The 25,591-nt window shown below is 75.7% G+C and carries 21 protein-coding genes and 1 tRNA gene; 12 read left to right on the top strand and 10 right to left on the bottom strand.

Going from position 1 to position 25,591, the window contains the following annotated elements; genetic code table 11:
- Positions 1–41: 41 nt before the first annotated feature.
- From BJ989_RS03990 to dcd, 3 genes are all read right to left on the bottom strand, one after another.
- Positions 42–1,019 (bottom strand): siderophore-interacting protein, encoded by a 978-nt coding sequence (locus BJ989_RS03990; RefSeq protein ID WP_179517093.1) that lies wholly within the window; start codon positions 1,017–1,019, stop codon positions 42–44.
- A 52-nt stretch (positions 1,020–1,071) separates the two neighbouring features.
- Entirely contained in the window at positions 1,072–2,481 is a 1,410-nt protein-coding gene (gene chrA / locus BJ989_RS03985) for a chromate efflux transporter (protein ID WP_179517092.1), read from the bottom strand.
- A gap of 87 nt (positions 2,482–2,568) precedes the next feature.
- Positions 2,569–3,144 (bottom strand): dCTP deaminase, encoded by a 576-nt coding sequence (dcd, locus tag BJ989_RS03980; protein WP_179517091.1) that lies wholly within the window; start codon positions 3,142–3,144, stop codon positions 2,569–2,571.
- An 80-nt stretch (positions 3,145–3,224) separates the two neighbouring features.
- Here dcd and BJ989_RS03975 point away from each other — a divergent pair, with 80 nt between their 5' ends.
- The 4 genes from BJ989_RS03975 to BJ989_RS03960 all read left to right on the top strand — a co-directional run bounded on the left by BJ989_RS03975 (position 3,225) and on the right by BJ989_RS03960 (position 6,009).
- Positions 3,225–4,007: a GDSL-type esterase/lipase family protein gene (locus tag BJ989_RS03975; protein WP_179517090.1), complete on the top strand. Its 783-nt coding sequence runs from the start codon at positions 3,225–3,227 to the stop codon at positions 4,005–4,007.
- A 31-nt stretch (positions 4,008–4,038) separates the two neighbouring features.
- Positions 4,039–4,114, top strand: a tRNA-Gly gene (locus BJ989_RS03970).
- Positions 4,114–4,794 (top strand): DUF2461 domain-containing protein, encoded by a 681-nt coding sequence (locus BJ989_RS03965; RefSeq protein WP_179517089.1) that lies wholly within the window; start codon positions 4,114–4,116, stop codon positions 4,792–4,794. The genes BJ989_RS03970 and BJ989_RS03965 overlap by 1 nt, the downstream gene beginning before the upstream one ends.
- 90 nt (positions 4,795–4,884) lie before the next feature.
- Positions 4,885–6,009 carry a hypothetical protein gene (locus tag BJ989_RS03960; protein ID WP_179517088.1) on the top strand — a complete coding sequence of 375 codons (1,125 nt, stop codon included), beginning with the start codon at positions 4,885–4,887 and terminating at the stop codon, positions 6,007–6,009.
- On the opposite strand, the gene BJ989_RS03955 is transcribed toward BJ989_RS03960, so the two are convergent.
- Entirely contained in the window at positions 5,966–6,424 is a 459-nt protein-coding gene (locus BJ989_RS03955; protein ID WP_179517087.1) for an RrF2 family transcriptional regulator, read from the bottom strand. The two genes, BJ989_RS03960 and BJ989_RS03955, sit on opposite strands and share 44 nt — an antisense overlap.
- A gap of 131 nt (positions 6,425–6,555) precedes the next feature.
- Positions 6,556–7,461, bottom strand: coding sequence for a sulfite exporter TauE/SafE family protein (locus BJ989_RS03950; RefSeq protein ID WP_179517086.1), 906 nt, complete (start codon positions 7,459–7,461; stop codon positions 6,556–6,558).
- A 282-nt stretch (positions 7,462–7,743) separates the two neighbouring features.
- On the opposite strand from BJ989_RS03950, the gene BJ989_RS03945 reads away from it, so the two are divergent.
- Entirely contained in the window at positions 7,744–9,615 is a 1,872-nt protein-coding gene (locus BJ989_RS03945) for an acyl-CoA dehydrogenase C-terminal domain-containing protein (RefSeq protein ID WP_179517085.1), read from the top strand.
- Positions 9,616–9,754: 139 nt separating this feature from the next.
- Here BJ989_RS03945 and BJ989_RS03940 read toward each other — a convergent pair whose 3' ends face one another.
- Positions 9,755–10,669: a LysR family transcriptional regulator ArgP gene (locus BJ989_RS03940; protein WP_179517084.1), complete on the bottom strand. Its 915-nt coding sequence runs from the start codon at positions 10,667–10,669 to the stop codon at positions 9,755–9,757.
- 70 nt (positions 10,670–10,739) lie between these two features.
- On the opposite strand from BJ989_RS03940, the gene BJ989_RS03935 reads away from it, so the two are divergent.
- Positions 10,740–11,345 carry a LysE/ArgO family amino acid transporter gene (locus tag BJ989_RS03935; protein ID WP_343049075.1) on the top strand — a complete coding sequence of 202 codons (606 nt, stop codon included), beginning with the start codon at positions 10,740–10,742 and terminating at the stop codon, positions 11,343–11,345.
- A gap of 182 nt (positions 11,346–11,527) precedes the next feature.
- On the opposite strand, the gene BJ989_RS03930 is transcribed toward BJ989_RS03935, so the two are convergent.
- Positions 11,528–13,390 (bottom strand): NHL domain-containing thioredoxin family protein, encoded by a 1,863-nt coding sequence (locus BJ989_RS03930; RefSeq protein ID WP_343049074.1) that lies wholly within the window; start codon positions 13,388–13,390, stop codon positions 11,528–11,530.
- A gap of 46 nt (positions 13,391–13,436) precedes the next feature.
- Here BJ989_RS03930 and BJ989_RS03925 point away from each other — a divergent pair, with 46 nt between their 5' ends.
- Genes BJ989_RS03925 through BJ989_RS03915 form a run of 3 tightly spaced genes read left to right on the top strand, consistent with a single transcriptional unit; the run spans position 13,437 to position 17,159 of the window.
- On the top strand, positions 13,437–15,350 hold the full coding sequence (locus BJ989_RS03925) for a GAF domain-containing SpoIIE family protein phosphatase (RefSeq protein WP_179517081.1): 1,914 nt from the start codon (positions 13,437–13,439) through the stop codon (positions 15,348–15,350).
- A 10-nt stretch (positions 15,351–15,360) separates the two neighbouring features.
- Positions 15,361–16,203, top strand: a complete 843-nt coding sequence (locus BJ989_RS03920; protein WP_179517080.1) for a maleylpyruvate isomerase family mycothiol-dependent enzyme — start codon at positions 15,361–15,363, stop codon at positions 16,201–16,203.
- Positions 16,200–17,159 (top strand): oxidoreductase, encoded by a 960-nt coding sequence (locus tag BJ989_RS03915; protein WP_179517079.1) that lies wholly within the window; start codon positions 16,200–16,202, stop codon positions 17,157–17,159. The genes BJ989_RS03920 and BJ989_RS03915 overlap by 4 nt, the downstream gene beginning before the upstream one ends.
- Here the strand turns inward: BJ989_RS03915 and BJ989_RS03910 are convergent.
- Positions 17,146–18,693 (bottom strand): hypothetical protein, encoded by a 1,548-nt coding sequence (locus BJ989_RS03910; RefSeq protein WP_179517078.1) that lies wholly within the window; start codon positions 18,691–18,693, stop codon positions 17,146–17,148. The genes BJ989_RS03915 and BJ989_RS03910 overlap by 14 nt on opposite strands.
- A gap of 48 nt (positions 18,694–18,741) precedes the next feature.
- Between BJ989_RS03910 and pgm the strand changes: the two genes are divergently transcribed.
- Entirely contained in the window at positions 18,742–20,385 is a 1,644-nt protein-coding gene (gene pgm, locus BJ989_RS03905) for a phosphoglucomutase (alpha-D-glucose-1,6-bisphosphate-dependent) (RefSeq protein WP_179517077.1), read from the top strand.
- A gap of 42 nt (positions 20,386–20,427) precedes the next feature.
- Here pgm and BJ989_RS03900 read toward each other — a convergent pair whose 3' ends face one another.
- Both BJ989_RS03900 and BJ989_RS03895 read right to left on the bottom strand, forming a co-directional pair.
- On the bottom strand, positions 20,428–21,678 hold the full coding sequence (locus tag BJ989_RS03900; protein WP_179517076.1) for a fatty acid desaturase family protein: 1,251 nt from the start codon (positions 21,676–21,678) through the stop codon (positions 20,428–20,430).
- A gap of 79 nt (positions 21,679–21,757) precedes the next feature.
- The gene (locus BJ989_RS03895; protein WP_179517075.1) at positions 21,758–22,951 is read right to left on the bottom strand and encodes a ferredoxin reductase; all 1,194 of its coding nucleotides are present in this window, start codon (positions 22,949–22,951) and stop codon (positions 21,758–21,760) included.
- Between the two features lie 94 nt (positions 22,952–23,045).
- Here BJ989_RS03895 and BJ989_RS03890 point away from each other — a divergent pair, with 94 nt between their 5' ends.
- Positions 23,046–24,260 (top strand): PucR-like N-terminal domain-containing protein, encoded by a 1,215-nt coding sequence (locus BJ989_RS03890; protein ID WP_179517074.1) that lies wholly within the window; start codon positions 23,046–23,048, stop codon positions 24,258–24,260.
- Positions 24,261–24,376: 116 nt separating this feature from the next.
- Positions 24,377–25,414 carry a GDSL-type esterase/lipase family protein gene (locus BJ989_RS03885; protein ID WP_179517073.1) on the top strand — a complete coding sequence of 346 codons (1,038 nt, stop codon included), beginning with the start codon at positions 24,377–24,379 and terminating at the stop codon, positions 25,412–25,414.
- Positions 25,415–25,591: the final 177 nt, after the last annotated feature.

Here is a 25,591-nt window from a genome sequence, read left to right as displayed (position 1 = left end):
TGCACGCGACGCCCGGGCGCAGCGGGCCCGCGACCGCGAGGTCAGGAGCGCATCGACACGCCCTCGCGCCAGTAGCCCATGAAGCACACCTGCGAGCGGTGCAGACCCACCTCGCGCACGAGGTGGCGCCGCAGCCCCGTCACCACCTTCGACTCCCCCGCGATCCAGGCGTAGAGCCCCGCCAGCCGTGCGTCGCGCCCCTCCGGACCGTCGCAGACGACGCTGCCCGGCGCGACCTCCTCGCCCGAGGAGGAGTGCACCGGGGTCTCCCACAGGTCGGGGTCGACGTCGTCATCAGCGACGCGGGCCAGCAGGTCGTGGGCGCCGGTGCCGAGGTGCTCGACGACCGCCGCGGTCAGCAGCGCCCCCCGTGCGGCGCCGTCGCGCGGCAGCCAGGTCACCCGGACCCCGGCGGGGGCGGCCAGCTCCTGCACGTCGGCGCTCACCGGCACCTCGAGGTACGCCGCGCCCGCGGCGTCGGCGGGCAGCCCGCGCAGGATGCCCGCGATCGCGGGGACGGCGGTCTCGTCGCCGACCAGCAGCAGCTCGCGCGCCTCGCCCGGGGCGAACTCGATGCCGCCGAAGGGCACACCGCGACGCGGGGCGAGCAGCACGACCCGGTCACCGGGCGCAGCAGCCGCGGCCCAGGAGGCGCCCGGTCCGCAGTCACCGTGGTCGTCGTGGAGCACCACGTCGACCACCAGTCGGGTGTCGGTGCCGTGACCGCGCACCTCGCGCACGGTGTAGGTGCGCATCGGGCCCCGCTCCGCGACCGGGCGGTCCAGCCAGGTGCGCATCCAGGTCTCGTCAGCGCCGTCGAAGGAGGACAGCTCGCCCGCGGCGTTGGGGAAGACCAGCTTGATCCGCTGGTCGTGCAGCGGGCCGTCGACGCCGAAGTCGGCGAGGGCGGGGCTGCCGAGCTCGAGGCGCACGAAGCTCGGGGACACGCGGTCCGCCCGGACCACCTCGACCTGCTCCAGCAGCATCGGCAGGCTCGGGCTCTCCAGCGTCGCGGTCATCGGCTCCCCCTCCTCGCGGCCGCGCGGGTGGCGCGGTTGATGTTAGGTGAGCCTAACCTACGGCCCCCGGGAACGTCAGCACCCCGACAAGACCCAGGACTGCGCACGCGCCCAAGGTGCGCAGCACCGACCACCGGAGCCGGAACATCAGGACGAACGCCACCAGGGCGATCGCGGCGGCGACGGGCTGCCACGTCGCGACGACCGGGAGTTCCAGCGCCAGCGGACCGGCGTCGGTGCGACGGGTCTCGGCGAAGAGCGTGTGGAGCGCGAAGTAGACCGCGAGGTTGGCGATCACCCCGACGACGGCGGCGGTGATGCCCGCGAGGGCCGAGGCCAAGGCGCGGTTGTGGCGCAACCGCTCGACGTAGGGCGCTCCCAGCAGGATGAACAGGAAGCACGGAACGAAGGTCACCCACGTCACGAGCAGGCTCGCCACCACGGCGGCGACCCACGGGTCCAGCGGCCCGGGGGCGCGGTAGGCACCGAGGAACGCGACGTACTGCACCACCATGATGAGCGGGCCGGGGGTGGTCTCGGCCAGGGCGAGGCCGCGCACCATCTCGCCGGGCGCGAGCCAGCCGTAGACCTGCACGGCCTGCTGCGCGACGAAGGCCAGGACGGCGTAGGCCCCGCCGAAGGTGACCAGGGCCGTGCCGGCGAAGAACAGGCCCTGGTCGACGAAGGTGCTGCTGCGCCCCAGCAGCAGAGCGGCCGCCACCACCGGCGCCGCCCAGAGCAGGAGACCCACCACGAGGACCGCGGTGCTGCGCTGGAGCGAGGGACGCTCCTCGTGCAGCGCGTCGTCGGGCACGAGCGGGGCCGGGCCGTCGTCGACCGACGCCGGCCGCGCGGCGCCGAGCGCGGGGACGCGCCGCCCCAGCCACCAGCCGGCCGCGGCGGCCGCGGCCACGACCGCCGGGAAGGGCACGCCGAAGACGCTCAGCGCCACGAAGGACCCGACGGCGAGCGCCACCAGGGCAGGGTGGGCCAGACCCGTGCGCGCCACGCGGACGACGGCCTGCGCGACGATCGCCAGCACCGCCGCCGACAGCCCGACGAAGAGGGCCTCGACCACGGTGGTGTCGCCGTAGGCGACGTAGACTCCCGAGAGCACCAGCAGGGCGAGGACCCCCGGCAGGACGAAGAGCGTGCCGGCCACCAGCGCGCCTCGCAGGCCGTTGAGGAGCCACCCCACGTAGGTGGCGAGCTGCTGTGCCTCGGGACCGGGCAGCAAGGTGCAGTAGGACAGCGCGAAGAGGAAGCGCTGCTGGCCGATCCACCGCTTCTCCTCGACCAGGGTGCGCTGCATGACCGCGATCTGCCCCGCCGGGCCGCCGAAGGTCTGCAGCGAGATGGCGAACCACGCACGGGTCGCCTCCCACAGGGGCACCACGTCGCGACCGGGCCGGGCCGACTCGGACGCGACAGCGGGGGGCGGGCCGGGCGGCTGGTTGCTCACGCGGGCTCCTCACGCCGGGTCGACACCATTCCGGACGAACAATAGCGGGATACTACAGTTTGTCACCCGTCGCGGCATCAGGCGACCTCAGATCGGCGTGCGGTGGAAGTTCTGGAACGACCGCGACGGCGTCGGGCCGCGCTGCCCCTGGTAGCGCGAGCCGTACTTCTCAGAGCCGTAGGGGTGCTCGGAGGGCGAGGAGAGCCGGAAGAAGCAGAACTGCCCGATCTTCATGCCGGGGTAGAGCTTGATCGGCAGCGTGGCGACGTTGGCCAGCTCCAGCGTCACGTGGCCGGAGAAGCCGGGGTCCACGAAGCCGGCGGTGGCGTGGGTGAGCAGGCCGAGGCGACCCAGCGACGACTTGCCCTCCACCCGGGCCGCGACGTCGTCGGGGAGCGTGACGACCTCGTAGGTCGAGCCGAGCACGAACTCCCCGGGGTGAAGGATGAACGGCTCGTCACCGACCGGCTCGACCTCACGGGTCAGGTCGGACTGGTCGGCCGCCGGGTCGATGTGCGGGTAGCGGTGGTTCTCGAAGACCCGGAAGTAGCGGTCGAGGCGGACGTCGATCGACGACGGCTGCATCATCGCGGGGTCGAAGGGGTCCACCTGGACCCGCCCGGCCTCGATCTCGGCCATCACGTCTCGGTCGGAGAGCAGCACGAGGCGCACCCTAGCCGCCGGTCGGGTCGCGGGGCAGGGCCGTCCGCACGGGACGCCGGGCCACCGGCGAGGATGGGGCGGTGACCTTCTCCCGCTTCGTCGCGCTGGGCGACTCCTTCACCGAGGGTGTCGGCGACCCCGACCCCACGCGCCCGAACGGCCTGCGCGGGTGGGCCGACCGCGTCGCGGAGGTGCTCGCGACCCGCAGCGACGACTTCGGCTACGCCAACCTCGCGATCCGGGGCCGCAAGCTGCGCGCGATCCTCGACGAGCAGCTCGAGCCCGCGCTCGCCCTGCAGCCCGACCTCGTCACCGTCTACGCCGGCGCCAACGACGTGCTGCGGCCGCGGGTCGACCTCGACGCCCTCGTGGCGGCGTACGACGTCGCGGTGGGCGAGCTCGCCGCGACCGGCGCGCGCGTCCTGGTGTGGACGGCCTTCGACCCGGGCGGGTCGGCGGTCTACCGACCGGTGCGGGCCCGCTTCGCGCTCTACAACGAGCTCGTGCGGGAGGTCGCCGACCGCCACGGGGCGACGCTCGTCGACTTCTGGCGGCTGCGCGACTACCGCGACTGGCGGCTGTGGGACGACGACCGCATGCACATGAGCAGCGCCGGGCACCAGCGGATGGCCATCGAGGTGCTCGACACCCTCGGTGTCCCCCACGACCTCGAGCCGCTCGCCCTCGTCGACGTCGCGGCGGTCAGCCGCCTCGACCGGCTGCGCGCCGACGCCGCCTGGGCCCGCGGCCACGCCGGGCCGTGGGTGCAGCGACGCCTCACCGGCCGCAGCTCGGGCGACGGCCTCGCGCCCCGCCGACCCGCCCTCGCCCCGGTCGAGCCGCCCGCCACCGCCGTCGGCTAGCATCACCCCGACCGGGCCACGGCCCGGTCGTGCGGATGTAGCTCAGTTGGTAGAGCGCGACCTTCCCAAGGTCGATGTCGCGAGTTCGAGTCTCGTCATCCGCTCCATGGCAGGAGCAGCAGGACCGGCAGCCGGTGAGGCGCCCGCGTTCACCGGCTTCCCGGTCGCGGCGCTCGACTTCTACGACGACCTCGAGGTCGACAACTCCCGCACCTTCTGGGAGGCCCACGTCGAGACGTGGCGCAGCTGCGTCAAGGCGCCGATGGACGCGCTCACCGCCGCCCTCGCGCCGGAGTTCGGCGCCGCCAAGGTCTTCCGCCCCTACCGCGACGTGCGCTTCGCGAAGGACAAGACGCCCTACAAGACCCACCAGGGCGCCTTCGTGGCCACCGGCCCGGCCACGGGGTGGTACGTCGAGGTGTCGGCGCGCGGGGTCCGCACCGGCGGCGGGTTCTACGACGCGGGCCGCCAGCGGCTGGCCGCCTTCCGCGAGGCGGCGGCGCACGACGAGCACGGCCCTCGCCTGCAGGCCGTGCTCGACGCGCTGCGCGCCGACGGGTGGGAGGTCGGCGGCGACCGGCTCAAGACCTCCCCGCGCGGCTGGTCGGCCGACCACCCCCGTATCGACCTGCTGCGCCACCGGTCGCTGACCGTCGGTCGCCACCACGGCTTCGAGCCGGTGATCCACACCCCCGGGCTGCTCGAGGTCGTGCGCGCCGACTGGCGTGCCCTGCGCCCGCTGCTCGACTGGCTCGACGAGCTGCCCCCTGACGAGCTCGAGCGCTGAGCCCCGACGGCGCCCACCGCTCGCCCGGCGCTCGCCCGGCGTCCGCCCGCTGCTCACCGGGCCGCCACCCGCCGGCGCCACGCTGCCCCCATGCCGAAGCGCACCGCCTGGCTCCACGTCGGACTCCCCGGGACCGGCGCGCCCGCCGTCGCCGCAGCCCTGTCCGACCACGCCGACCGCGTCGAGGACCAAGGCTTCCGACTGCCGGCCGTGTCGGAGGAGCAGCTGCTGCGCGCGGCGCTCGAGCTGCGGCACGAGCACCAAGGCTGGGGCTACCGCCGACGCGAGGTCGAGGGGTCGTGGGCCGAGGTCTGCCGGCGCGCCCACCGGGGCCGGCGGCACCCGCTGATCGTGTCCGAGCTGCTCGCCGCCTGCGACGACGACGCCGTCGCGCTGCTGCTCGACGGTCTCGCGCCGCTGCGCACCGAGGTCGTCGTCACGATGCGCGACCCGGCCACGCAGGTCCTCGCCGCCTGGGCGGACACCGTGCGGCTCGGCCGCACCGTGTCGTTCGCCGGCTACGCCGACCGGCTGCTCGATCCCGAGCGCGAGCACACCCAGGCGCGCCGCTTCTGGGCCGACCAGCACGTCGGCGACGTGCTCGACCGCTGGAGCCGGGCCGTCGGCCCCGAGCACGTGCACGTCGTGGTCCTGCCCCAGGACACCGACCCCGCGCCCGCGGCCTGGGCGGGCCTGGCGCAGGTCGTCGGCCTCGACCCCGCCACGGTGGCGCTGCCCACGCGCCGGTCGGCACCCGGGGGCCACCGCACGCTCGACCCGGTCGGCGCCGCCGTCGTCCGCGAGGTCAACCGGGCCGTCGACGGGCGGGTGACGACGGGCGTGCACCGGCGGGAGGTGGCACCCTCCCTCGTCTCCGCGCTGCCGGAGGTCGTCGAGCGCGGCTCGGGAGCGCTCCGCCCGCGTCTGCCCGACGAGCTGCACGACGTCCTGGCGCGGCTCGCACTCGACTGGCGGGCGCAGGTGGTCGCCGCCGGCCACCCGGTGCACGGCGACCTCGACGACCTGCTGCCCGCCCCGCCCGACCCGACGGCCCCGCTGCCCGACGACGTGCCGGTCGAGGCGCGGCTGGCCAGCGCCACCGAGGCGCTCGCCGACGTCCTCGTCGAGGTCGCGCGCCTGCGCCGCCACGACGCGGCGCTCGAGGGACGCGTCAGTGGGGCTGCCAGGCGTCCTCGTCTGCCGTCCGCGAGGTGACGGCGGCCGGCAGCTCCCCGTCGGCCAGCGCCTGGATGCTCGTCTGCTCGAAGACGTCGCGCAGCGACCGTCGGGCCGCGATCCAGACGTGCTGCAGGACCTCCGCCGACCCCTGGTAGGACACGGCCTCGGGCCGCAGCCCGTAGACCGAGACGAGGGGGCCGTCGACGGCGCGGATGACGTCGGCCACCGACACCTCGCCCGCCGGCCTCGCGAGGCGCCACCCGCCGGACTGGCCGCGCTGCGACACCACGATGCCGGCGCGCCGCATGTCGGCCAGGATGGCCTGCAGGAACCCGTGCGGGATCTCCTGGCGGCGCCCCAGCGCCTCAGCACTGACGGGCGAGCCGTCGGAGACCCCGGCCATCTCGATGAGCGCCCGCAGGGCGTAGTCGGACTTCGCGGAGACGCGCATGCGGGCAGTGTCCCAGACGCCGCGCAGCGCGGCAGCAGACGCGGCGAGATCGGCGCCGCCGCGGTCGGTCCGACGACGGCGACGCCGACCTCGCGACCGACGTGGGCCGACCCGAGGGTCGACGGGGTGCCTCAGCTCGCGGCGTACGCGGCCTCGAGCTCCTCGGTCTGCGCGGCCGCGCGTGCGGCGCGCTCCTGGCGCACCGCCCACACGATGCCGCTCACCCAGGTGACGAAGAGGACCGCGGCGAGGGCGACGACCTGCGCACCGGTGGCCCCGAGCGTCTCCGCGATGGTCTTCGAGTTGGTGAGGATGATCAGGCCGCCCGCGCCGACGCCGAGCACCCGGGCCGGCAGGATCCGCACGAGGTAGGCCGCGATCGGCGCGGCGACCACGCCGCCGACCAGCAGGGCGAGGGCGTAGCCCCACTCGATGCCCGCCGAGCCGAGGCCGACGAGGAAGCCGAGCGAGCCGCCGACCGCGACGACGAACTCCGAGGTGTCGATCGAACCGACGACCTTGCGGGGCTCGAGCCGGCCCGAGGAGAGCAGGGTGGTCGTGCCGACGGGGCCCCAGCCGCCGCCACCGACCGCGTCGAGCGCGCCGCCGAAGACGCCCATGGGCGCGAGGAACCACGCCGACGGGCGGCCCTTGAACTGGGGGCGGCGACCGCCCAGCGCGAGGAAGCGCCACACCACGTAGACGCCGAGCGCCAGCAGGATGCCGGCGACCCAGGGCTTGGCGGTGTCGCCGTCGAGGCTGACGAGGAAGGTCGCCCCGGCGAAGGCGCCGACGAAGCCGGGCACGGCCAGGATCGAGACGGTGCGCCAGTCGACGTTGCCGAACTTGGCGTGCGAGGCCCCGGAGACCAGCGAGGTGCCGATCTCGGAGAAGTGGACGGCGGCGGAGGCGGCAGCCGGGGCGACGCCAGCCGCGAGGAGCAGGGTCGACGACGTCACGCCGTACGCCATGCCGAGGGAGCCGTCGACGAGCTGGGCGAGGAGCCCGACGAAGCCGAGGACGAGGAGCTTGCGCATCAGGGGGGACCTCCCGGTGGGACCTGCTCAGGCCGTACTGGACGAAGTCGACCAAGACAGTATGGATAGCAGGACAGTAGACATACAGGGGCTTCGGCGCAAGTCGCCGCGCCCCGCCGTGCCCCCCGCCGCGCACCTCTCCAGGTGAGCGCGTCTTGCACTGTCACCACCTGCCAGGCACAATCTTGTTACTGGTCAGTAGGGCGCTCGTCCTGCGACCCGGCCCCCTGGCCGACCGACGACCGGCCCCAGCCCGGTCCCGAGCAACAGAAGGTGCCTTCCGTGAGCCACTACAAGAGCAACCTGCGCGACATCGAGTTCAACCTCTTCGAGGTGCTCGGCCGGGACGAGGTCCTCGGGCAGGGTCCCTTCGCGGAGATCGACGGCGAGACGGCCCGCGAGGTGCTGGCCGAGGTCGACCGCCTCGCCCGCGAAGACCTCGCCGCCTCCTTCGAGGACAGCGACCGCAACCCGCCGGTCTTCGACCCCGCGACCCACACCGCGCCGGTGCCCGAGTCCTTCAAGAAGAGCTACCGCGCGTGGATGGACGCGGAGTTCTGGCGCCTGCAGATCCGCGAGGAGCTCGGCGGCACCCCCGCCCCCTCCAGCCTGAACTGGGCCATCGGCGAGATGGTGCTCGGCTCCAACGCGCCGGTGCACATGTACGCCGCGGGCGCGCCGTTCGCGGGCGTCGTCTACGCCAACGGCAACGAGCGCGACAAGCGCGTCGCGCAGATCATGGTCGAGCGCGAGTGGGGCTGCACCATGGTCCTCACCGAGCCCGACGCCGGCTCCGACGTGGGCGCCGGCCGCACCAAGGCCACCCCCAACGCCGACGGCTCGTGGAACATCACCGGCGTCAAGCGCTTCATCACCTCGGCCGAGCACGACATGAGCGAGAACATCATGCACCTCGTGCTCGCGCGCCCCGAGGGCGTCGAGGGCGTCGGCGGCCCCGGCACCAAGGGCCTCTCGCTGTTCTGGATGCCCACCCACCACTTCGACCACGAGACCGGCGAGCTCACGGGCGAGCGCAACGGCGTCTACGTCACCGGCGTCGAGCACAAGATGGGCATCAAGGTCTCCAACACCTGCGAGGTCACCTTCGGCGACCCGCAGGTCGGCGGCGGAGAGCCGGCCAAGGGCTGGCTGCTCGGCGAGGTGCACGACGGCATCGCGCAGATGTTCCAGGTCATCGAGAACGCCCGCATGATGGTCGGCACGAAGGCCATCGCGACGCTGTCGACCGGCTACCTCAACGCCCTCGAGTTCGCGAAGAGCCGCGTGCAGGGCGCCGACCTGACCAACGCCGCCAAGACCGCGCCGCGCGTCACCATCACTCACCACCCCGACGTCCGCCGGTCGCTGATGACGCAGAAGGCGTACGCCGAGGCGATGCGCGCGCTCGTCCTCTACACCGCGTCCTGGCAGGACAGGGTCATGCTGGCCGAGCACGCCGGCGAGCGCGACGAGCTCGCCGAGGCCGTCAACGACCTGCTGCTGCCGATCGTCAAGGGCTACGGCTCGGAGCGCTCGTGGGTGCTGCTCGGCACCGAGTCGCTGCAGACCTTCGGCGGGTCCGGCTTCCTGCAGGACTACCCCGTCGAGCAGTACGTCCGCGACGCCAAGATCGACACCCTCTACGAGGGCACCACCGCGATCCAGGGCCAGGACCTCTTCTTCCGCAAGATCGTGAAGAACCAGGCCGTCGCGCTGGGCCACCTCGCGGGCGAGGTGCAGGCGTTCCTCGAGTCCGAGGCCGGCAACGGTCGCCTCAAGGTCGAGCGCGGTCTGCTCGCCAAGGCGCTGGAGGACACCAACGCGCTGGTCGGCCACATGATCAACGACCTGATGAGCGCCGACGTCAACGCCGAGGGCGGCGACGTGCGCAACGTCTACAAGGTGGCCCTCAACACCACCCGCCTGCTCATGGTGCTCGGCGACGTGGTCTGCGGCTGGCTGCTGCTCCGCGGCGCCGACGTCGCGCTGCAGAAGCTCGGCGGCGACGCCGGCAAGGACCAGGCGTTCTACGAGGGCAAGGTCGCCGCGGCGCAGTTCTTCGCCCAGACCGTGCTGCCGAAGATCAGCGCCGAGCTCGCCATCGCCCAGGCCACCGACCTGTCGGTGATGGAGCTCGACGAGGCGGCCTTCTGAGGTCCACCCCGTGAGGTCCTCGACCTCGCCCTGACGGGCCCCCTCACCCCGGGCCTGCCCGAGGGGCCGCTCCGCTGCTGCGGGGCGGCCCCTCGTCGTCGGACGAGGTCGGGCCGGCAGCCGGCCGGCCGGCGGCCCGTCAGCGTCGCCGCAGGTGCGCTCGCGCGGCCTCGCGCACGAGGCCGGTGAGCCGGTCCAGGACCGGCGAGGTCAGGCGCCACCGCTGCCAGTGCAGCGCGACGTCGACCCGCTCGCGCGGGCCCACCTCGACCAGCCGGCCGGCCGCCACCAGGGGCGCCAGCTGCGGCTCCGGCACGAGCCCCCAGCCGAGCCCGGCGGTGACCGCGGCCAGGAACCCCTCGGTGGTCGGCACGCGGTGCACGACGCGGGCCTCCGCATGGCCCCGGGCGGCGAGCATGCGGTGCTGCAGGTCGTCGGTCTCGTCGAAGGCGACGAGCGGCAGGTCCGCCCACCGCAGGCGCCCGCCGTGGCGGTGCCGCTCGAGCAGGTGGGGCGCGGCCGCTGCCCGGTAGCGCAGCGAGCCGAGCGGCTCGACGGAGCACCCCTGGACCGCGGCGGGCTCGGCCGTCACCGCGGCGAGCACGGCGCCGGAGCGGAGCAGGTCGGCGGTGCGCTCCTGGTCCTGCACGCGCACGGTCAGCGCCAGGCCCTCCCACTCTGCGAGACCCGCCACCACGAGCGGGAACCAGGTGGCCAGCGAGTCGGCGTTGACCGCGACCCCCAGCTCGAGGACGCCGGACGCGGCGCCGTCCAGCGCGGCGTACGCCTCGGCCTGCAGCAGCGCGTGCGCCCGCCCCAGCCGGACGAGCACCTCGCCCGCGCCGGTCGGGGCGCACGGCGTCGACCGGCGCACCAGCACGCGACCGACGGCCGACTCCAGCGCCCGCACGCGCTGGCTGACCGCGGACGGCGTCACGTGGAGGGCGCGAGCAGCCGCCTCGAACGTGCCGGTGTCGACGACGGCGACCAGCGCTGCCAGCTGGTGGGCCGGGAGGGCATCCGGGGCCACCGTCGACGGGTCGTGGTCTCGCATGAAGCGATGCTAAGCAATGTCCAGAAACCTTCGCTGGGCTGAGGAGGCGCAGCACGCCTACCGTCTCCCCGTGACCACCTCGCTCCTGGCAGGCCTCGCCGCCGGCCTCACCCTCATCGTCGCGATCGGCGCGCAGAACGCCTTCGTGCTGCGACAGGGGTTGGCCCGCCACCACGTGGGCGCGGTGGTCGCCGTGTGCGCCCTCTCCGACGCCGCCCTGATCGTCGCCGGCGTGGCAGGCACCGGCGCGGTCGTCGAGCGCTACCCCGGCGCCGTCGAGGTGGTCCGGTGGGGCGGCGTCGCCTTCCTCGCGGCGTACGCCGTGCTGTCGCTGCGGCGCGCCTGGCGCGGTGGCGGGGTGCTGGACGCCGGTCCGGCGCCACGCAGCGGCCGGACCCTCGCCGTGGTCGTCGGCCAGGCCGTGGCGCTGACGTGGCTCAACCCGCACGTCTACCTCGACACGGTGCTGCTCCTCGGGTCCCTGGCCCAGCAGCAGCCGGTGCGGTGGGGGTTCGCGGCCGGAGCGGTCGCGGCCTCCCTGCTGTGGTTCGCCGGTCTGGGCTTCGGCGCGCGCCTGCTGTCGCCCGTCTTCGCCCGACCCGGTGCCTGGCGTGTGCTCGACACCGTCGTCGGCCTCACCATGGCCGCCCTCGCGGTCGCGCTGGCCCGCGGCTGAGCGCATGACGGTCGCGGCACCCCGGGGGCCCGGGTCCGGGACCGGGTGGGTCGACGCGGCGCGCGGGGCCGGCGTACACCGCCCGACTTGTGGGCCAAGTCCTGCACTTGTGGCCCGAGTTCTCGGGCCACAAGTGCAGGAGTCCCCGGTCAGCCGGGGACTCCGTCAGGCAGGCAGACCCCTCAGGAGGTCGCGCCGCCGAGGGGGAGCACGAGCTCGAGGCCGCCGTCGGGCGCGACGTGCACGGGGACGCCCCAGTCCTGCTGGTGCATCCGGCAGGCGGCGCCCTCGGGCACCTCGGCGTCGGGGCCGTCGCCCACCACGTCGCAGGTCGCCGCGCGGGCCGCGACGTGCAGGACCCCGTCGCCGACCGCCGGATCCAGCACCAGGCGGCGTCGCAGGTCCGTGCCGCGGCCCTCACCGTCGCGCAGCAGCGCGGGCGGGGTGGCGGTGACGAGCAGCTGGCTGGCGGGCCCGAAGCGCGTGTCGACCTTCTGCCCCGGCGGCGGGGCGAAGGAGACCACCAGGTCGAGCTCGGCGCCGACCTCGGTGACCGGGCGGCTCGTGGTGCGGGCGAAGCCGTCGGTGCGGGTGCCGGCGGCGCCGAGGGGCAGCCGCACGAGCGCGTGGGCGCCGGACTCGACCACGACGAGCTGGTCGCCGTCGACGTAGGCGCCGCTCGGCTCGCGCAGCCCGGTCGCGAGCGTGGTCACCTCCCCCGCGCCGTCGTGAGCGGCCGGGTCGACCCGTCGCACGGCGCCGTTGTAGGTGTCGCACACCGCGAGCGACCCGTCGGGGAGCACGGTCACGCCGAGCGGGTGCTGCAGCAGTGCCTGCGCCGGCGCCCCGTCGCGGAAGCCGAAGTCGAAGAGCCCCGTGCCCACCACCGTCCGCACGGCGAGCTCGCCGCCCGGCCTCGCCTCGACGACGCGCACCGAGGAGGTCTCGCTGTCGGCCAGCCACAACCGGTCGCCGTCGGCCGCGAGGCCCGAGGTCTGCGCGAACCACGCCTCGGCCGGCGGCCCGTCGAGCAGGCCCTCGTTGGTCGTGCCGGCCGCGACCTCGACGGCGCCGCTGCGCGGGTCGAGGGTCCACAGCTGGTGGATCCCGGCCATCGCCACCCACACCCGGTCGCGCCACCATGCGACGTCCCACGGGCTCGACAACCGCGCCGTGCCGTCGCCCTGCATCCACTGCGCGCCGTCGCCGGCGAGGGTGCGCACCTCCCCGGTCGCGAGCGCGAGCCCGGCCAGCCGGTGCCCGACGGTGTCGGCGACCACCACGTCGTAGCCCACCTCGGCGGCCACGTCGCCCGGCAGCAGGCAGAGCCCGTTGGGCTCGCGGAAGCCGCCGACCCGCCGCACGACCTCGCCCGCCGGCGACAGCTCGACGACCTCGTCGTGGCCGGCGTCCGCGACCAGCGCACCCCCGCCGGGGAGCGGCACCGCCTTCGCCGGGAAGCGCAGGTCCGACGGCTCGACCTCGGGGGCGACGTACGGCGTGCCCGCGGGCTGCAGGGTCCCGCGCGCGCGGTGCTCCTCGACCAGCTCGCGCAGCAGCGCGTCGATCGCGTGGGCGTGGCCCTCGCCGGCGTACTGCGCGACGACGTAGCCCTCGGGGTCCACCAGCACCAGCGTCGGCCAGGCGCGGGCGGTGTAGGCCTGCCAGGTCACCAGCTCGGGGTCGTCGAGCACGGGGTGGTGCACGCCGTAGCGCTCGACCGCCTGGGCGAGCGCCACCGGGTCGGCCTCGTGCTCGAACTTCGGCGAGTGCACCCCGACGACCACGAGCTCCTCGGCCCACCGCTCCTCGAGCGGGCGCAGCTCGTCGAGGACGTGCAGGCAGTTGACGCAGCAGAAGGTCCAGAAGTCGAGCAGCAGGAAACGGCCGCGCAGGTCGGCGAGGGACAGGGTCTCGCCGCCCGTGCCGAGCCAGCCGCGGCCCACCAGCTCGGGGGCGCGCACACGGGGGCGGTTGCCCCCGCCGCGCGGCGCCGGGCGGTCGGTGGTCTGGTCCAGGTGAAGGGAGGGGGTCCGAGCAGGCACGGCTCCGACCGTACGCTGCGCCGTGGGGGACCGAGAGGGGACGGCCATGACGGCCACGTGCCCGGCTGTGCAACCAGACGCAGCCGACGATCGACCGACCGCAGGGACGCACCGCACCGACGCGCCCGCGCCACCACCAGGGGACGGGACGGGCGACGACCCCGGCGCACCCGACGGCGGCAGCGACACCTCGTTCGACCGCTACGCCCGGCTGGTGCGGCGCGCCCTCGGCGTGCCGGTGGCCCTGGTCTCGCTCGTCGAGGCGCACCGGCAGTCCTTCGTCGGCATGGCGGGCCTGCCGCTCGGGACGCCGGTGCTGGCCGCGGAGCGTCGCGAGACGCCCCTGACGCACTCCTTCTGCCAGCACGTGGTGGCCGGCGGTCGACCGCTCCTGGTCGGCGACGCCCGGGAGCACCTCTCGCTGCGCGACAACCTCGCCGTCCCCGACCTCGGGGTCGTGGCCTACGCCGGGTGGCCGCTCACCGACCACACCGGGCAGGTGGTGGGGTCGCTGTGCGCCATCGACCACGAGCCGCGGGCGTGGGACGACGACCAGGTCGGGCTGCTCGAGGACCTCGCCGCCGCCTGCAGCGCGGAGCTCGCCCAGCGTGGCCTGCGCCGCGAGGCGGTCGACCGCGCGCGGGACGCCACCGAGCTCGAGCGCCGCAGCCGGGTGCTCCTCAGCCTCAGCGAGGGTCTGGCCACGGCCGCCACGCTGCCGCAGGTCGCTGCCGCCGTCGAGCGCACCGCCCGCGACCAGATCGGCTGCCTCCGGGCGGGGATCTGGCTGTGCGGGGACGGCGACGACCGGCCGGCCGCGGACCTGCCGCGCGCGACGTCGTACACCACGACGGTGCTGCGGTGGGTCGACTCCACCGCCTTCGCCTCCGGCGGCCTGCCGTGGGCGCAGGCCCGCCGCCACGCCGACCTGCGCCCCGACGCCACGAACCCGCTCGGCGAGGTGCTCGGCACCGGCCTCCCGTCCTTCCTGCCCGACCGGGCCGCCCAGAACGCGCGGTGGCCCCACCTGGCCAGCCCCGACCAGGTCGGGGAGGCCCGGGCCTTCCTCCCGCTGACGGTCCACGGGAGGACCGTCGGCGTGCTCGCGCTCGTGTGGGAGGACGCCGGCGAGGTCTCCGCCGAGCACCGGGTGACGCTGGCGGCGCTCGCGAGCTACGCCGCGCAGGCCACGCAGCGCGCGCTCGCGGTGCACGACCGTGTGGACGCCCTCGTCACCCTGCAGTCGGCGATGACCAGCACGCTCCCCCGGGTCGCCGGGCACGCGCTCGCAGCCCGCTACCGGCCGGCGTCGAGCGTCGAGCAGGTCGGCGGCGACTGGTACGACGCGGTGTCGCTGCCCGCCGGCCGCACGGCCCTGACCGTCGGCGACGTGGCCGGCCACGACATGCGCGCCGCGGCGACGATGGGGCAGCTCCGCAGCATGCTGCGCGCGCTCGCCTGGGCGACCCCTGACGAGGCGCCTGCCGCGACCGTCGAGCGCCTGGACCGGGCGGCCTGCGACCTGCAGGTCCCGGGCCTGGCGTCGCTGGTCTTCGCCCACCTCGACCCGGCGCCCGACGGCGCGCTGCTGACCTGGGCCAACGCGGGGCACCCGCCGCCGGTGGTGGTGACGCCCGACGGCGCGGTGGCGCTGCTGGCCGACGCCGCCCACGAGCCGATGATCGGGATCGCGGCGCGCAGCGAGCGTCGAGACCGCCAGGTGCGGCTGCGTCCCGGCGCGACCGTGCTGCTCTACACCGACGGGTTGGTGGAGCGTCGCCGCGAGCACCTCGACGCCGGGCTGCTGCGCCTCGCCGCGGCGGCGGAGCGGCACGCGGGGCTGCCGGTGGACGACTTCGTCGACGCCCTGCTCGCCGAGGTGCTCGACCCCGACCACCGCGACGACGTGGCCCTGCTCGCCCTGCGGGTGTGCCAGGACGAGGTCGCACCTCGGCCCTAGGCTGCCGCGCATGACGACCGACGAGGCGACCCCGAGGGCCGACGACCGCGACGAGCTCGCCGGCGTCGTGGCGACGTGGTGGCAGGCGGTCGACGACCTGACCACGCTGCTGGAGGAGCTGCCGGTCGAGGCCTGGGCGACGCCGACCGACCTGGCCGGGTGGGACGTGCACGCGGTCGCCGCCCACGTCGCCCACCTCGAGGCCGTGCTCGCCGGCGGGCCGGAGGAGACCGTCGACGTCGGCGAGCCGCCGCACGTGCGCGGCCTCCTCGGGCTCTACTGCGAGCAAGGGGTCGTGGCGCGCCGCGACCGCTCCCCCGACGAGCTCGTGGCCGAGATCCGCACCGCGGCGACGAGCCGGCACACCGCGCTGCTCGCCGACCCGCCCACCGACGGCACCGCGCGCCCCCCGGTCACGCCCGGCGGCGTGCCGTGGGACTGGCGCACCCTGCTGCGCAACCGGCCCCTCGACGTGTGGATGCACGAGCAGGACGTCCGCCGGGCGGTCGGGCGGCCCGGCGGGCTCGACTCGCCCGCCGCGGCGCACACGACCGACTACCTCTCCGAGAGCCTGGGCTATGTGCTGGCCAAGAAGGTCCGCGCCGCTCCCGGCACGACCGTGCGGCTCGAGGTCGAGGGCCACGCTCCGGTGGCCTTCGAGGTGACGGCGGAGGGCCGCGGGCGGCGGCTGCCCGACGCCGGCGGCGACGTGACGGCGACCGTCGCGACCGACCGGGAGTCCTTCGTGCTCCTCGCCGGCGGCCGTCGCATCCCGCCCGAGGGCGCCGTGCGCCTCGCGGGCGACCTCGACCTGGCCCACCGCCTCGTCGGGGAGCTGGCGGTCACCCCGTGACCTCGCCCGCCGGCGCCGCCGACGCCGCCGACGCCGCCTGGTCCCTCGACGACGTGCCCGACCAGTCGGGCCGCCGCGTCGTGGTGACGGGGGTCAGCGTCGGCGGGCTCGGCCACCACACCGCGCTCGAGCTGGCGCGCCGCGGCGCGACGGTCGTGCTGGCCGGCCGCACGCCCGCCAAGCTGGCGGAGGCCCGCGCGGCGATCCGGGCGGAGGTGCCCGCTGCCGACCTCGAGCAGGTCGTGGTCGACCTCGCCGACCTCACCTCCGTGCGGTCGGCGGCCGCGGAGGTGCCCCGGCTCGGCGCGCTCGACCTGCTCGTCCACAACGCCGGGGTGATGGCCCCGCCCCACCGGCGCACGGCCGACGGGCTCGAGCTGCAGCTGGCCACCAACCACCTGGGGCCGTTCCTGCTGACCGGTCTGCTGCTGCCCCACCTGGTGGCCGGCACGGGTGCCCGCGTCGTCACCGTCTCCTCGCTCATGCACCGCCTGGCCCGCCGTGCCCCGCTCGACGAGCCCCGCGCCGCCCGCGCGCGCTACCAGCGCTGGCCCGTCTACGCCCGCACCAAGCTGGCCAACCTGCTCTTCACCGCCGAGCTCGAGCGCCGCGCCCGCGCGGCCGGCCTGCCGCTGACCGCCACCGCTGCCCACCCGGGCATCGCGGCCACCCACCTCGCCGCCAACGGCCGCTACGGCACCACCCACGGCGTGCGGGCCTCGGTGCTCCACGCGGCGGTCGGGGCGGTGTCGCAGTCCCCGGCCGCGGGCGCCCTGCCGACCCTGATGGCGGCCACGGCCGACCTGCCCGGCGACAGCTTCTGCGGACCCTCGGGCCCGCGCGAGCTCGCCGGCCCACCCCGACTCGTGGGTCGCTCGGCGCTCGCCCAGGACGCCGAGGCCGCGCGCGCCCTGTGGGAGCTGAGCGAGCGCACCGTGGGGCTCACCTGGCCCTGAGGCCGCCCGCCTCGCGGTCCGCGACGCGGACGAGCCCACCGCGCACGACGACGTACGCCGCGGCGTGCGGCCCCAGCGCCGCGCCCGCGCCGACCGGCGCACCCAGCAGGCCGGTGGCCACGCGGGTCGCGAAGGCCTGCCGCCCGGTCCACGGGTCGAGCGCGGCGAGGCGCGTGACCGGCACGAGCCACGGGCTCCACGCGCGCTGCACGACGTAGGCCAGACCGGTCGCGGCGGCCACGGTCACGGGCGCGACGCTCGGGGCACCGTCGGTCCACGCGACCTCGCAGCCGGGCAGCCGCAGGAGCGCCAGCCCGTCGCCGTCGGCCGCGTCGGGGTGGTCGTTGCGCAGCAGCGCGGCACCCGGGAGCGCGACCGGGCGGCCCGACACCCGGCCCGCGCCGTCCTCGAAGACCGCGGCGCGGCAGACCTCCCGGCCGGTGCGCAGGTCGAGGGCGACCACCGCCGCGCGCGGGCCGTCGCCGAGCCCCACCACGAGCCACCGCCCGTCCACCAGCGCCGGGGCGCCCGGCCCACCGCCCGGCCCACCGCCGAGGTCGTGCTCCCACCGGCGGCGCGGCGCACCCGGGCCGGTCGTCTCGACGGCCGTGACCCGGCCGGCGTGCGCGGCCACCACCAGCGACCCGGGACCGGGGCCGGACCCGACCCCGCCGCCGGTCGCCAGCAGGCCCCCACCGACGGCGTCACCGCCCCGCGGCCGCAGGTCGAGCCCGACGCGGGCCCGCCGGGCGCCGGGCGGCACCCGCACCAGGCGCCCCGAGCGGGTCCGCACCCAGACGACACCGTCGGCGGCCTGCACGTCCACGGCGCAGTCGCCCCCAGAGACCGCCGACGCCAGGCGCACGGGGGAGCCGACGACCAGCCGCCGCCCCTCGACCCGCACCGGCAGCGACCGCGTGCCCGCCACGACCACGACGGTGGTGGCCGAGGTCGCGGCGGCCACCGGCGCGCAGCCCACGAGCGGCCCCAGGTCGGCCCAGGCGACGGGACCCGGTCCCGCAGCCGGGTCCAGGAGCGCGAGCTCGGGACCCTCCTCGTCGGGCTCGCACAGCAGCACCAGCGGTCGCAGGTCGGTCGCGACCGGCGCGCAGGAGCGCCCGGGCCGGCCCAGCGCGGCAGCGTCGGTGCGCGGCAGGTCACCGACCGGCCCGGAGCGGTCGAGGGGCAGGTCGGGTCGACCCGGCTCGGCGGTGGGCCCGGTCAGCGGCTGCTCGCGCGCCGGCCGGCCGTCGTAGGCCGGGGTGACCAGCAGGCCGGGCCCGGGCACGGCGGGCACCCAGGCGTGCGGCAGCAGCGCGAGGCCGCCGGCGACGAGCGCGGCCGCCACGACTCCGAGGCCGCCGGCGCGCCACGGGCGGTGCGGCCGCAGCCGCGACCACACCGGGCGCAGGCGCGGCAGCAGGGCCACGGCGACCAGCGCGGCCAGGCCCCACGGCCCGACCGCTACCCACGTCAGGACGAGCACCCCGACGGCCGCGAGCCCCAGCAGGACGGGCAGCGAGCGGGCGAGCACCCGGACAGGTTAGGTGCGCGCCACCCGTCCGGACGGCACCATGGCGCCATGGCGCACCCGAGAGCCGGCCAGCCCGCCCGCCCCGACGACCTCGTCGACGTCGCCCACCTGGTGACGGCCTACTTCACGACGCAGCCCGACCCCGACGACGTCGACCAGCAGGTCGCCTTCGGCACCAGCGGCCACCGGGGCAGCGCGCTGAAGGCGTCGTTCAACGAGGCCCACATCGCCGCCACCACCCAGGCGATCTGCGAGCACCGCCGCGCGCAGGGCGTCGACGGCCCGCTCTTCCTCGGCCGCGACACCCACGCGCTCTCCGAGCCGGCGTGGGCCACCGCGCTCGAGGTGCTCGTCGCCCACGAGGTCGACGTGCGCGTCGACGACCGCGACGGCTACACCCCGACGCCGGCGGTCTCCCACGCGATCCTGCGCGCCAACGGCGGCCGGACCACCGGCGCGGGCCTCGCCGACGGCATCGTGGTCACGCCCTCGCACAACCCACCGGCCGACGGCGGGTTCAAGTACAACCCGCCCCACGGCGGTCCCGCCGACACCGACGCGACGACGGCGATCGCCGCACGCGCCAACGAGCTGCTGCGCGACGGGCTGGGCGCGGTCCGCCGCGTGCCCTTCACCCGCGCGCGTGCCGCCGCGACGGCGTACGACTTCCTCGGCACCTACGTCGACGACCTGCCCTCCGTCGTCGACCTCGACGCCGTGCGCGAGGCCGGCGTGCGGATCGGCGCCGACCCGATGGGCGGCGCGGCGGTGCACTACTGGGGCGAGGTCGCCGAGCGGCACCGGCTCGACCTCACCGTCGTCAACCCGCTCGTCGACCCGACGTGGCGCTTCATGACGCTCGACTGGGACGGCAAGATCCGGATGGACTGCTCCTCGCCGTCGGCGATGGCCTCGCTGGTCGAGCAGCGGGCGGCCTACGACCTGTCGACCGGCAACGACGCCGACGCCGACCGCCACGGCATCGTCACGCCCGACGGGGGGCTGATGAACCCCAACCACTACCTCGCCGTCGCGATCGGCCACCTCTTCGGCGGGGCGCGCCCCGACTGGCCGGGGTCCGCGGCGATCGGCAAGACGCTCGTGTCGTCGTCGATGGTCGACCGGGTCGCCGCCGACGTCGGCAAGCCGCTGGTGGAGGTGCCGGTGGGCTTCAAGTGGTTCGTGCCCGGGCTGCTCGACGGCTCCTTCGGCTTCGGCGGCGAGGAGTCGGCCGGCGCGTCCTTCCTGCGCCGCGACGGCTCGGTGTGGACCACCGACAAGGACGGCCTGCTGCTGTGCCTGCTCGCCGCCGAGATCACCGGCCGCACCGGCCGGACGCCCTCGGAGCACTACCGCGACCTGACCGCGCGCCACGGCGAGCCGGCGTACGCCCGCACCGACGCCCCCGCCGACCGCGAGCAGAAGGCGCGCCTCGCCGCCCTGTCGCCCTCCGACGTCACTGCCACCGAGCTCGCGGGCGAGCCGATCACCGCGACGCTCACCGAGGCTCCCGGCAACGGCGCTGCCATCGGCGGTCTCAAGGTGACCACCGCGTCGGCCTGGTTCGCCGCGCGCCCGAGCGGCACCGAGGACGTCTACAAGGTCTACGCCGAGTCCTTCCGCGGCCCCGACCACCTCGCCGAGGTGCAGCAGGAGGCCCAGGCGCTCGTCAGCGCCGCCCTCGGGGGGTGAGCGCGCCCGGACCCGTGCAACGCGCCGGGCGTACGCCGTGGGTCAGGCGGCGCGGACCGGCTCGGCCTGGGCGGCGCGGCGCGCCTCCTGACGGGCGCGGGCCTCGATCGCACGGCGGACCTTGGGGCCGCCGGTGGTCATCTTCCACAGCTTCGCCAACTGCTGCGGCGCGTTCTTGACCGTCGTCTCCTCGAGCCAGCCGTTCGGCAGCGAGAGGCGCACGACCTTGTGCCAGGCGCTCGCGACCTGCTGCGGCAGCGGCGCCTCGTGGTAGCGCAGGCCGTAGCGCTCGAAGAGGTCCTTCACCTGCGGCGCGACCTCGGCGTAGCGGTTGCTCGGCAGGTCGGGGAAGAGGTGGTGCTCGATCTGGTGCGACAGGTTGCCGGTCATGAGGTGCATCGCCTTCGACCCGGAGATGTTGGCCGAGCCGAGCATCTGGCGGACGTACCACTGCCCACGGGTCTCGTCGGCCGGGATCGCCTTGCGCTCGAAGGTCTCGACGCCCTCGGGGAAGTGGCCGCACATGATCACCGAGTGCGACCAGACGTTGCGCACCAGGTTGGCGGTGAAGTTCGCGGCGAGCGTGGGCAGGAAGGAGCCGGTCGGCAGCGACAGCAGCGGGTGCACGACGTAGTCCTTCGTGGCCTGGCCGCGGATCTTCCGCAGCGTCTTGCGGACGCCGGTGCGGAACTCCTCGGAGCGCTTCTCCTTCGGCACCCGCAGGTTCTTGCCGAGCTCGAGGTCGTAGGCCGCGATGCCGTACTCGAAGAAGCACGCGTTGAGGAAGTTCCACAGCGGCTGGCCGAGGTACATCGGGTGCCAGCGCTGGTCCTCGTCGACGCGCATGATGCCGTAGCCGAGGTCGTTGTCCTTGCCGACGATGTTGGTGTAGGTGTGGTGGACCTGGTTGTGGCTGTGCTTCCAGCCCTCCGCCGTCGAGGCGTTGTCCCACTCCCACGTGGTGGAGTGGATCTTGGGGTCGCGCATCCAGTCCCACTGGCCGTGCATGACGTTGTGGCCGATCTCCATGTTCTCGAGGATCTTCGCCACGCTCAGGCCGACGGTGCCGAGCACCCACGCCGGCGGGAAGGCGCTGCCGAGCAGCACCGCGCGCGAGCCGAGCTCGAGGCCGCGCTGCACCTTGACGACCTTCCGGATGTACGCCGCGTCCGACGCGCCGCGCGAGTCGAGCACGCGCTGGCGGATCGCGTCGAGCTCCGCGCCGATCGCCTCGACGTCGGCGTCGGTGAGGTGGGCGATCGGGTTCTCGGGCTTCTTCGTGATGACGGTCATCGGTGTCTCCGTTCGTCGCGGTGCGGCGGGGGTCGAGAGGTTCGGTGGTCGAGCAGGGCCGCCAGGCCCGTGTCGAGACCTAGTGCGCGATCTCGCAGGCGCCGGCGGGCGCGCTGACGCAGGTCTGGACGGGCACGCCGTCGGGATTCGTCTCCCCCGGCACGGCGGTGGTGACGGCGCCGTTGCGCAGGTCGCGCACGGCGCCGGAGGTCATCGGCAGGACGCAGCCGAAGCAGATGCCCATGCGGCACCCCGACGGCATGAGCACGCCCTCGGCCTCGGCGGCGTCGAGGATCGGCGTGGCGCCGTCGGCCTCGACGACGGTGCCGTCGGCGAAGGTGACGGTGCCGCCCTCGCCGGCCTCGACGCGCGCGGTGCGGAACTGCTCGGTGACGAGCTCCAGGCCGCGGGCCTCGTGGTGGGCCGCGAGGGCGTCCAGCAGCCCGGCCGGGCCGCACGCCAGGGTGCGGCGCTCCGCCAGGTCGGGCACCAGCTCGTCGAGGCGGTCGACGTCGAGCAGGCCGTGCTGGTCGTCGTACCTCGCGACGAGGCGGATCGCGCCAGCGGCGTCGAGCGCCTCGAGGTCGCGGATGAAGATCGAGTCGGGCCGGGTCGGCGCGACGTGGACGACGACGACGTCGTGCACCGCGCTGCGCTCGGGGCGCAGGACGCCCTCGTCGGTGCTCGGGAAGAGGTTGCGCAGCATGCCGATCACCGGGGTGATGCCGGAGCCGGCGGTGACGAAGAGGAAGCGGCCGCCCTCGACCGGCAGCACGAACTCGCCGGCGGCCTGCTCGAGGTGCACGAGCGTGCCGGGTCGCGCCTCGCGCACGAGGTGGGTGCTGACGACGCCGTCGGGCACGGCCTTGACCGTGATCGAGATGCGACCGTCGGCGCGCGGACCGTGGGTGAGCGAGTAGGCGCGCCAGTGGCGCACGCCGTCGACGTCGATGCCGAGGCGGAGGTACTGCCCGGGCACGTGGCCCTGCCAGTCGGCGCCGGGGCGGATGACGACGGTGGCCGCGTCGGCGGTCTCGTGGGTGATCTCCTCGATGCGGCCGCGCAGGTCGGCGCCGGCGCGCAGCGGCGAGACGAGGTCGAGGTAGTCGGCGGGCACGAGCGGCGTCACGGCCAGCTCGGCGAGCCGCCAGGCGCGGCGCGACACGGTCGGCGGCACGCGCTCGGCCAGGCGCCGGGCCAGCGGCCGGCGCGAGGGGTCCGGTGCGCCGACCCGGGGGGCGACCGCGGCGGGTCGGTCGGCGGTGGTGGTCATGACTCCAGGTTCCCCGACCTGAGGCGCAACAACCTGACCCGCAAGCGTGAACCTGCGCTACGTTCTTGTCCTCAGCGCACAAGAGGAGGCACAGGTGGCCCGCGCACGCCCCACCGCACCCGACGGGCTCCGGCTCCCCCGCGACGTCACCTCCACGCTGCAGGAGCAGCTGCCGGCGGTGGCCGAGCGGGTCGTGGAGACCATCATCGCCGAGGTCCCGAGCTACTCCGAGCCTTTCCGTGGCCGCATGGGCCGCACGATCGAGAGCGCGGTGCGCATCGCGCTGGGCGGCTTCCTCGACCTCGCCTCGAGCCGCCGGGGCTTCGACCCCGGCACCCGCGTCGAGTCGGTCTTCGAGGCGGCGTACGCCCTCGGGCAGGGCGAGGCGCGCAGCGGGCGGTCGATGGACGCGCTCGCCTCGGCCTACCGCGTCGGCGCCCGCACGGCGTGGCGCGACCTCGCCGCCCTCGCGGTGGCCGGCGGCCTGCCGGCGGCCGACCTCGCCCGCTTCGCCGAGCTGGTCTTCGACTACATCGACCAGCTCTCGGCCGTGAGCGTCTCCGGGCACGCCGACGAGCTCGCCACCACCGGTCGCGCGCGGCAGCGCCGCCTCGACCGGCTCGCGGTCACGCTCCTGACCGACCCCGACCCGGTCGTGCTCGACCGGCAGGCGGAGGAGGCCGACTGGGCGCCGCCGCGGACGCTGACCGCGGTGGTGCTGCCGCGCGCGCAGGCCGGCGGCGTGCTCGGCGTCGTCGACCAGCGCACGCTCGCCACGCAGGACGACGCCGTGCGGGCCGCGCTCGGGTCGGACGCCGCGGAGGCGACGGTGCTGCTCGTGCCCGACGCCGACGGCCCGGGCCGGGTCGCGCTGCGACGCGCGCTGCGCGGGCGCGACGCCGTCGTCGGCCCGTCGCGGCCGTGGCGCGAGGCGCGCACGTCCTGCGCACGTGCCGTGCAGGCGCGCGCGGCCGGCCTGCACGAGGACGCCCCTGGCGAGCCGGTCGACACCGAGGACCACCTCGTCGAGCTCGTGCTCGGTGCCGACCCGGAGGCGCTCGCCGACCTGCGCGCCCGGGTCCTGGCGCCGCTCGCCGACCTGCGCCCGAGCACCGCGGAGAAGCTCGAGGCCACCCTGCGCAGCTGGGTGCTGCACCACGGCCGGCGCGAGGAGGTCGCGGCCGACCTCTTCGTGCACCCGCAGACGGTGCGCTACCGGATGGGGCAGCTGCGCGAGGTGTACGGCGACCGGCTCGAGGACCCGCGCACCGTGCTGGAGCTGACCGTCGCGCTCGCGCTGCCGCGCTGAGCAGTGCGGCGGCCGCGGCGGCGGGGCCGCGGCGGCGGGGTCCGCGACGGCGGGGGCCGCGGGGCGGGCTGCGGCGGGGCGGGCGGCGTCACCCGCCGCGCCGTAGCCTCGACGGGGTGACCGCCCCTGCCACGACGTCGCCGCGACGCCTCGCTCTGCTCGCCCCCCTCCTCGCCCTCGGCCTGCTCGCCTCGGCATGCGGCGGCGGCGCCGACGAGCCCGCCGCCTCCCCCACGCCCACGACGAGCACGCCTTCGGCGGACCCGTCCGCCCCCGGCGACGGGGAGGGCGAGGACGGCGGGGACAGCGGAGAGGGCGCCGGCGCGCTCCCGGAGGTGCCGGGCCTCGACGTCGAGCGCTACGTCTCGCTCGGCGACTCCTTCACCGCCGCACCCCTGGTGCCCGAGACCGAGACGCAGAGCGGGTGCCTGCGCTCGAGCGGCAACTACCCCAGCCTCGTGGCGGAGGCGGTGGACGCTGCGGAGCTGCAGGACGTCAGCTGCACCGGCGCCGACGTCACCTCGATGATCGGGGCGCAGCCGACGGTCAACGGCAGCTTCAACCTGCCGCAGTTCGACGCGCTCACCCCCGGCACCGACCTGGTGACGGTGGGCATCGGCGGCAACGACTTCGACGTGTTCTCGCGCCTCCTGGCCGGCTGCGTGCGCCGCGCCGACGCCGACCCCGAGGGGTCGCCGTGCCGTGACGCGCAGCAGCGCGGCGGGGGTGACGCCCTCCTCGCCGACCTGCGCCGCACGAGCGACCGGGTCGCCTCCGTGCTGCGCGGCATCGAGGACCGGCTCCCCGAGGCCACCGTGCTGCTCGTCGGCTACCCCGTCCTCGTGCCCGAGGACGGCACCTGCCCCGACCGGCTGCCCCTGGCCGAGGACGACTACGACTACGTGCGCGAGGTCAACCTCGCCCTGAACGACGCGCTGCGCCGCGCCGCGCGCGCCACCGACACCCCCTTCGTCGACGTCGGCACGGCCAGCGAGGGCCACGACGTCTGCGCCGAGGACCCCTGGGTCAACGGCGACGACACCGACCAGGAGCGTGCGCTCGCCTACCACCCGACCGCCGAGGGCCAGCGGGCCGTCGCGGAGCTGGTGCTCGAGACCCTCACCCGCCTCGAGGGCGAAGGCGCCACCGCCTGAGGGCCCGCCGTACGCCGGTGGTCGCCCTCGCCTGCGTCATGCGCTCCGCACGCCATCACGTCGCTTCCGCATGACGCTCACGCCGGTGCTCCCGCGCCTCCCCGATGCAGCGTCATGCGCCTCCCACGCCACTGCGTCGCCTCCGCATGACGCTCACGCCGGTGCCCCAGCGCCACC

Origin of the sequence: Nocardioides perillae, from assembly GCF_013409425.1 — a bacterium.
Taxonomy (GTDB): Bacteria; Actinomycetota; Actinomycetes; order Propionibacteriales; family Nocardioidaceae; genus Nocardioides; species Nocardioides perillae.
Note: the sequence above shows the minus strand (reverse complement) of the source record. Positions and strands in the feature narration are given on the sequence as shown.

Excerpts from the sequence above, each read along its gene's own strand:
- BJ989_RS03990 (WP_179517093.1), bottom strand. The coding sequence starts at position 1,019 with ATGACCGCGACGCTGGAGAGCCCGAGCCTGCCGATGCTGCTGGAGCAG.
- BJ989_RS03965 (WP_179517089.1), top strand. The coding sequence starts at position 4,114 with ATGGCAGGAGCAGCAGGACCGGCAGCCGGTGAGGCGCCCGCGTTCACC.
- BJ989_RS03960 (WP_179517088.1), top strand. The coding sequence starts at position 4,885 with ATGCCGAAGCGCACCGCCTGGCTCCACGTCGGACTCCCCGGGACCGGC.
- BJ989_RS03955 (WP_179517087.1), bottom strand. The coding sequence starts at position 6,424 with ATGCGCGTCTCCGCGAAGTCCGACTACGCCCTGCGGGCGCTCATCGAG.
- BJ989_RS03950 (WP_179517086.1), bottom strand. The coding sequence starts at position 7,461 with ATGCGCAAGCTCCTCGTCCTCGGCTTCGTCGGGCTCCTCGCCCAGCTC.
- BJ989_RS03940 (WP_179517084.1), bottom strand. The coding sequence starts at position 10,669 with ATGCGAGACCACGACCCGTCGACGGTGGCCCCGGATGCCCTCCCGGCC.
- BJ989_RS03925 (WP_179517081.1), top strand. The coding sequence starts at position 13,437 with ATGACGGCCACGTGCCCGGCTGTGCAACCAGACGCAGCCGACGATCGA.
- BJ989_RS03920 (WP_179517080.1), top strand. The coding sequence starts at position 15,361 with ATGACGACCGACGAGGCGACCCCGAGGGCCGACGACCGCGACGAGCTC.
- pgm (WP_179517077.1), top strand. The coding sequence starts at position 18,742 with ATGGCGCACCCGAGAGCCGGCCAGCCCGCCCGCCCCGACGACCTCGTC.
- BJ989_RS03900 (WP_179517076.1), bottom strand. The coding sequence starts at position 21,678 with ATGACCGTCATCACGAAGAAGCCCGAGAACCCGATCGCCCACCTCACC.
- BJ989_RS03895 (WP_179517075.1), bottom strand. The coding sequence starts at position 22,951 with ATGACCACCACCGCCGACCGACCCGCCGCGGTCGCCCCCCGGGTCGGC.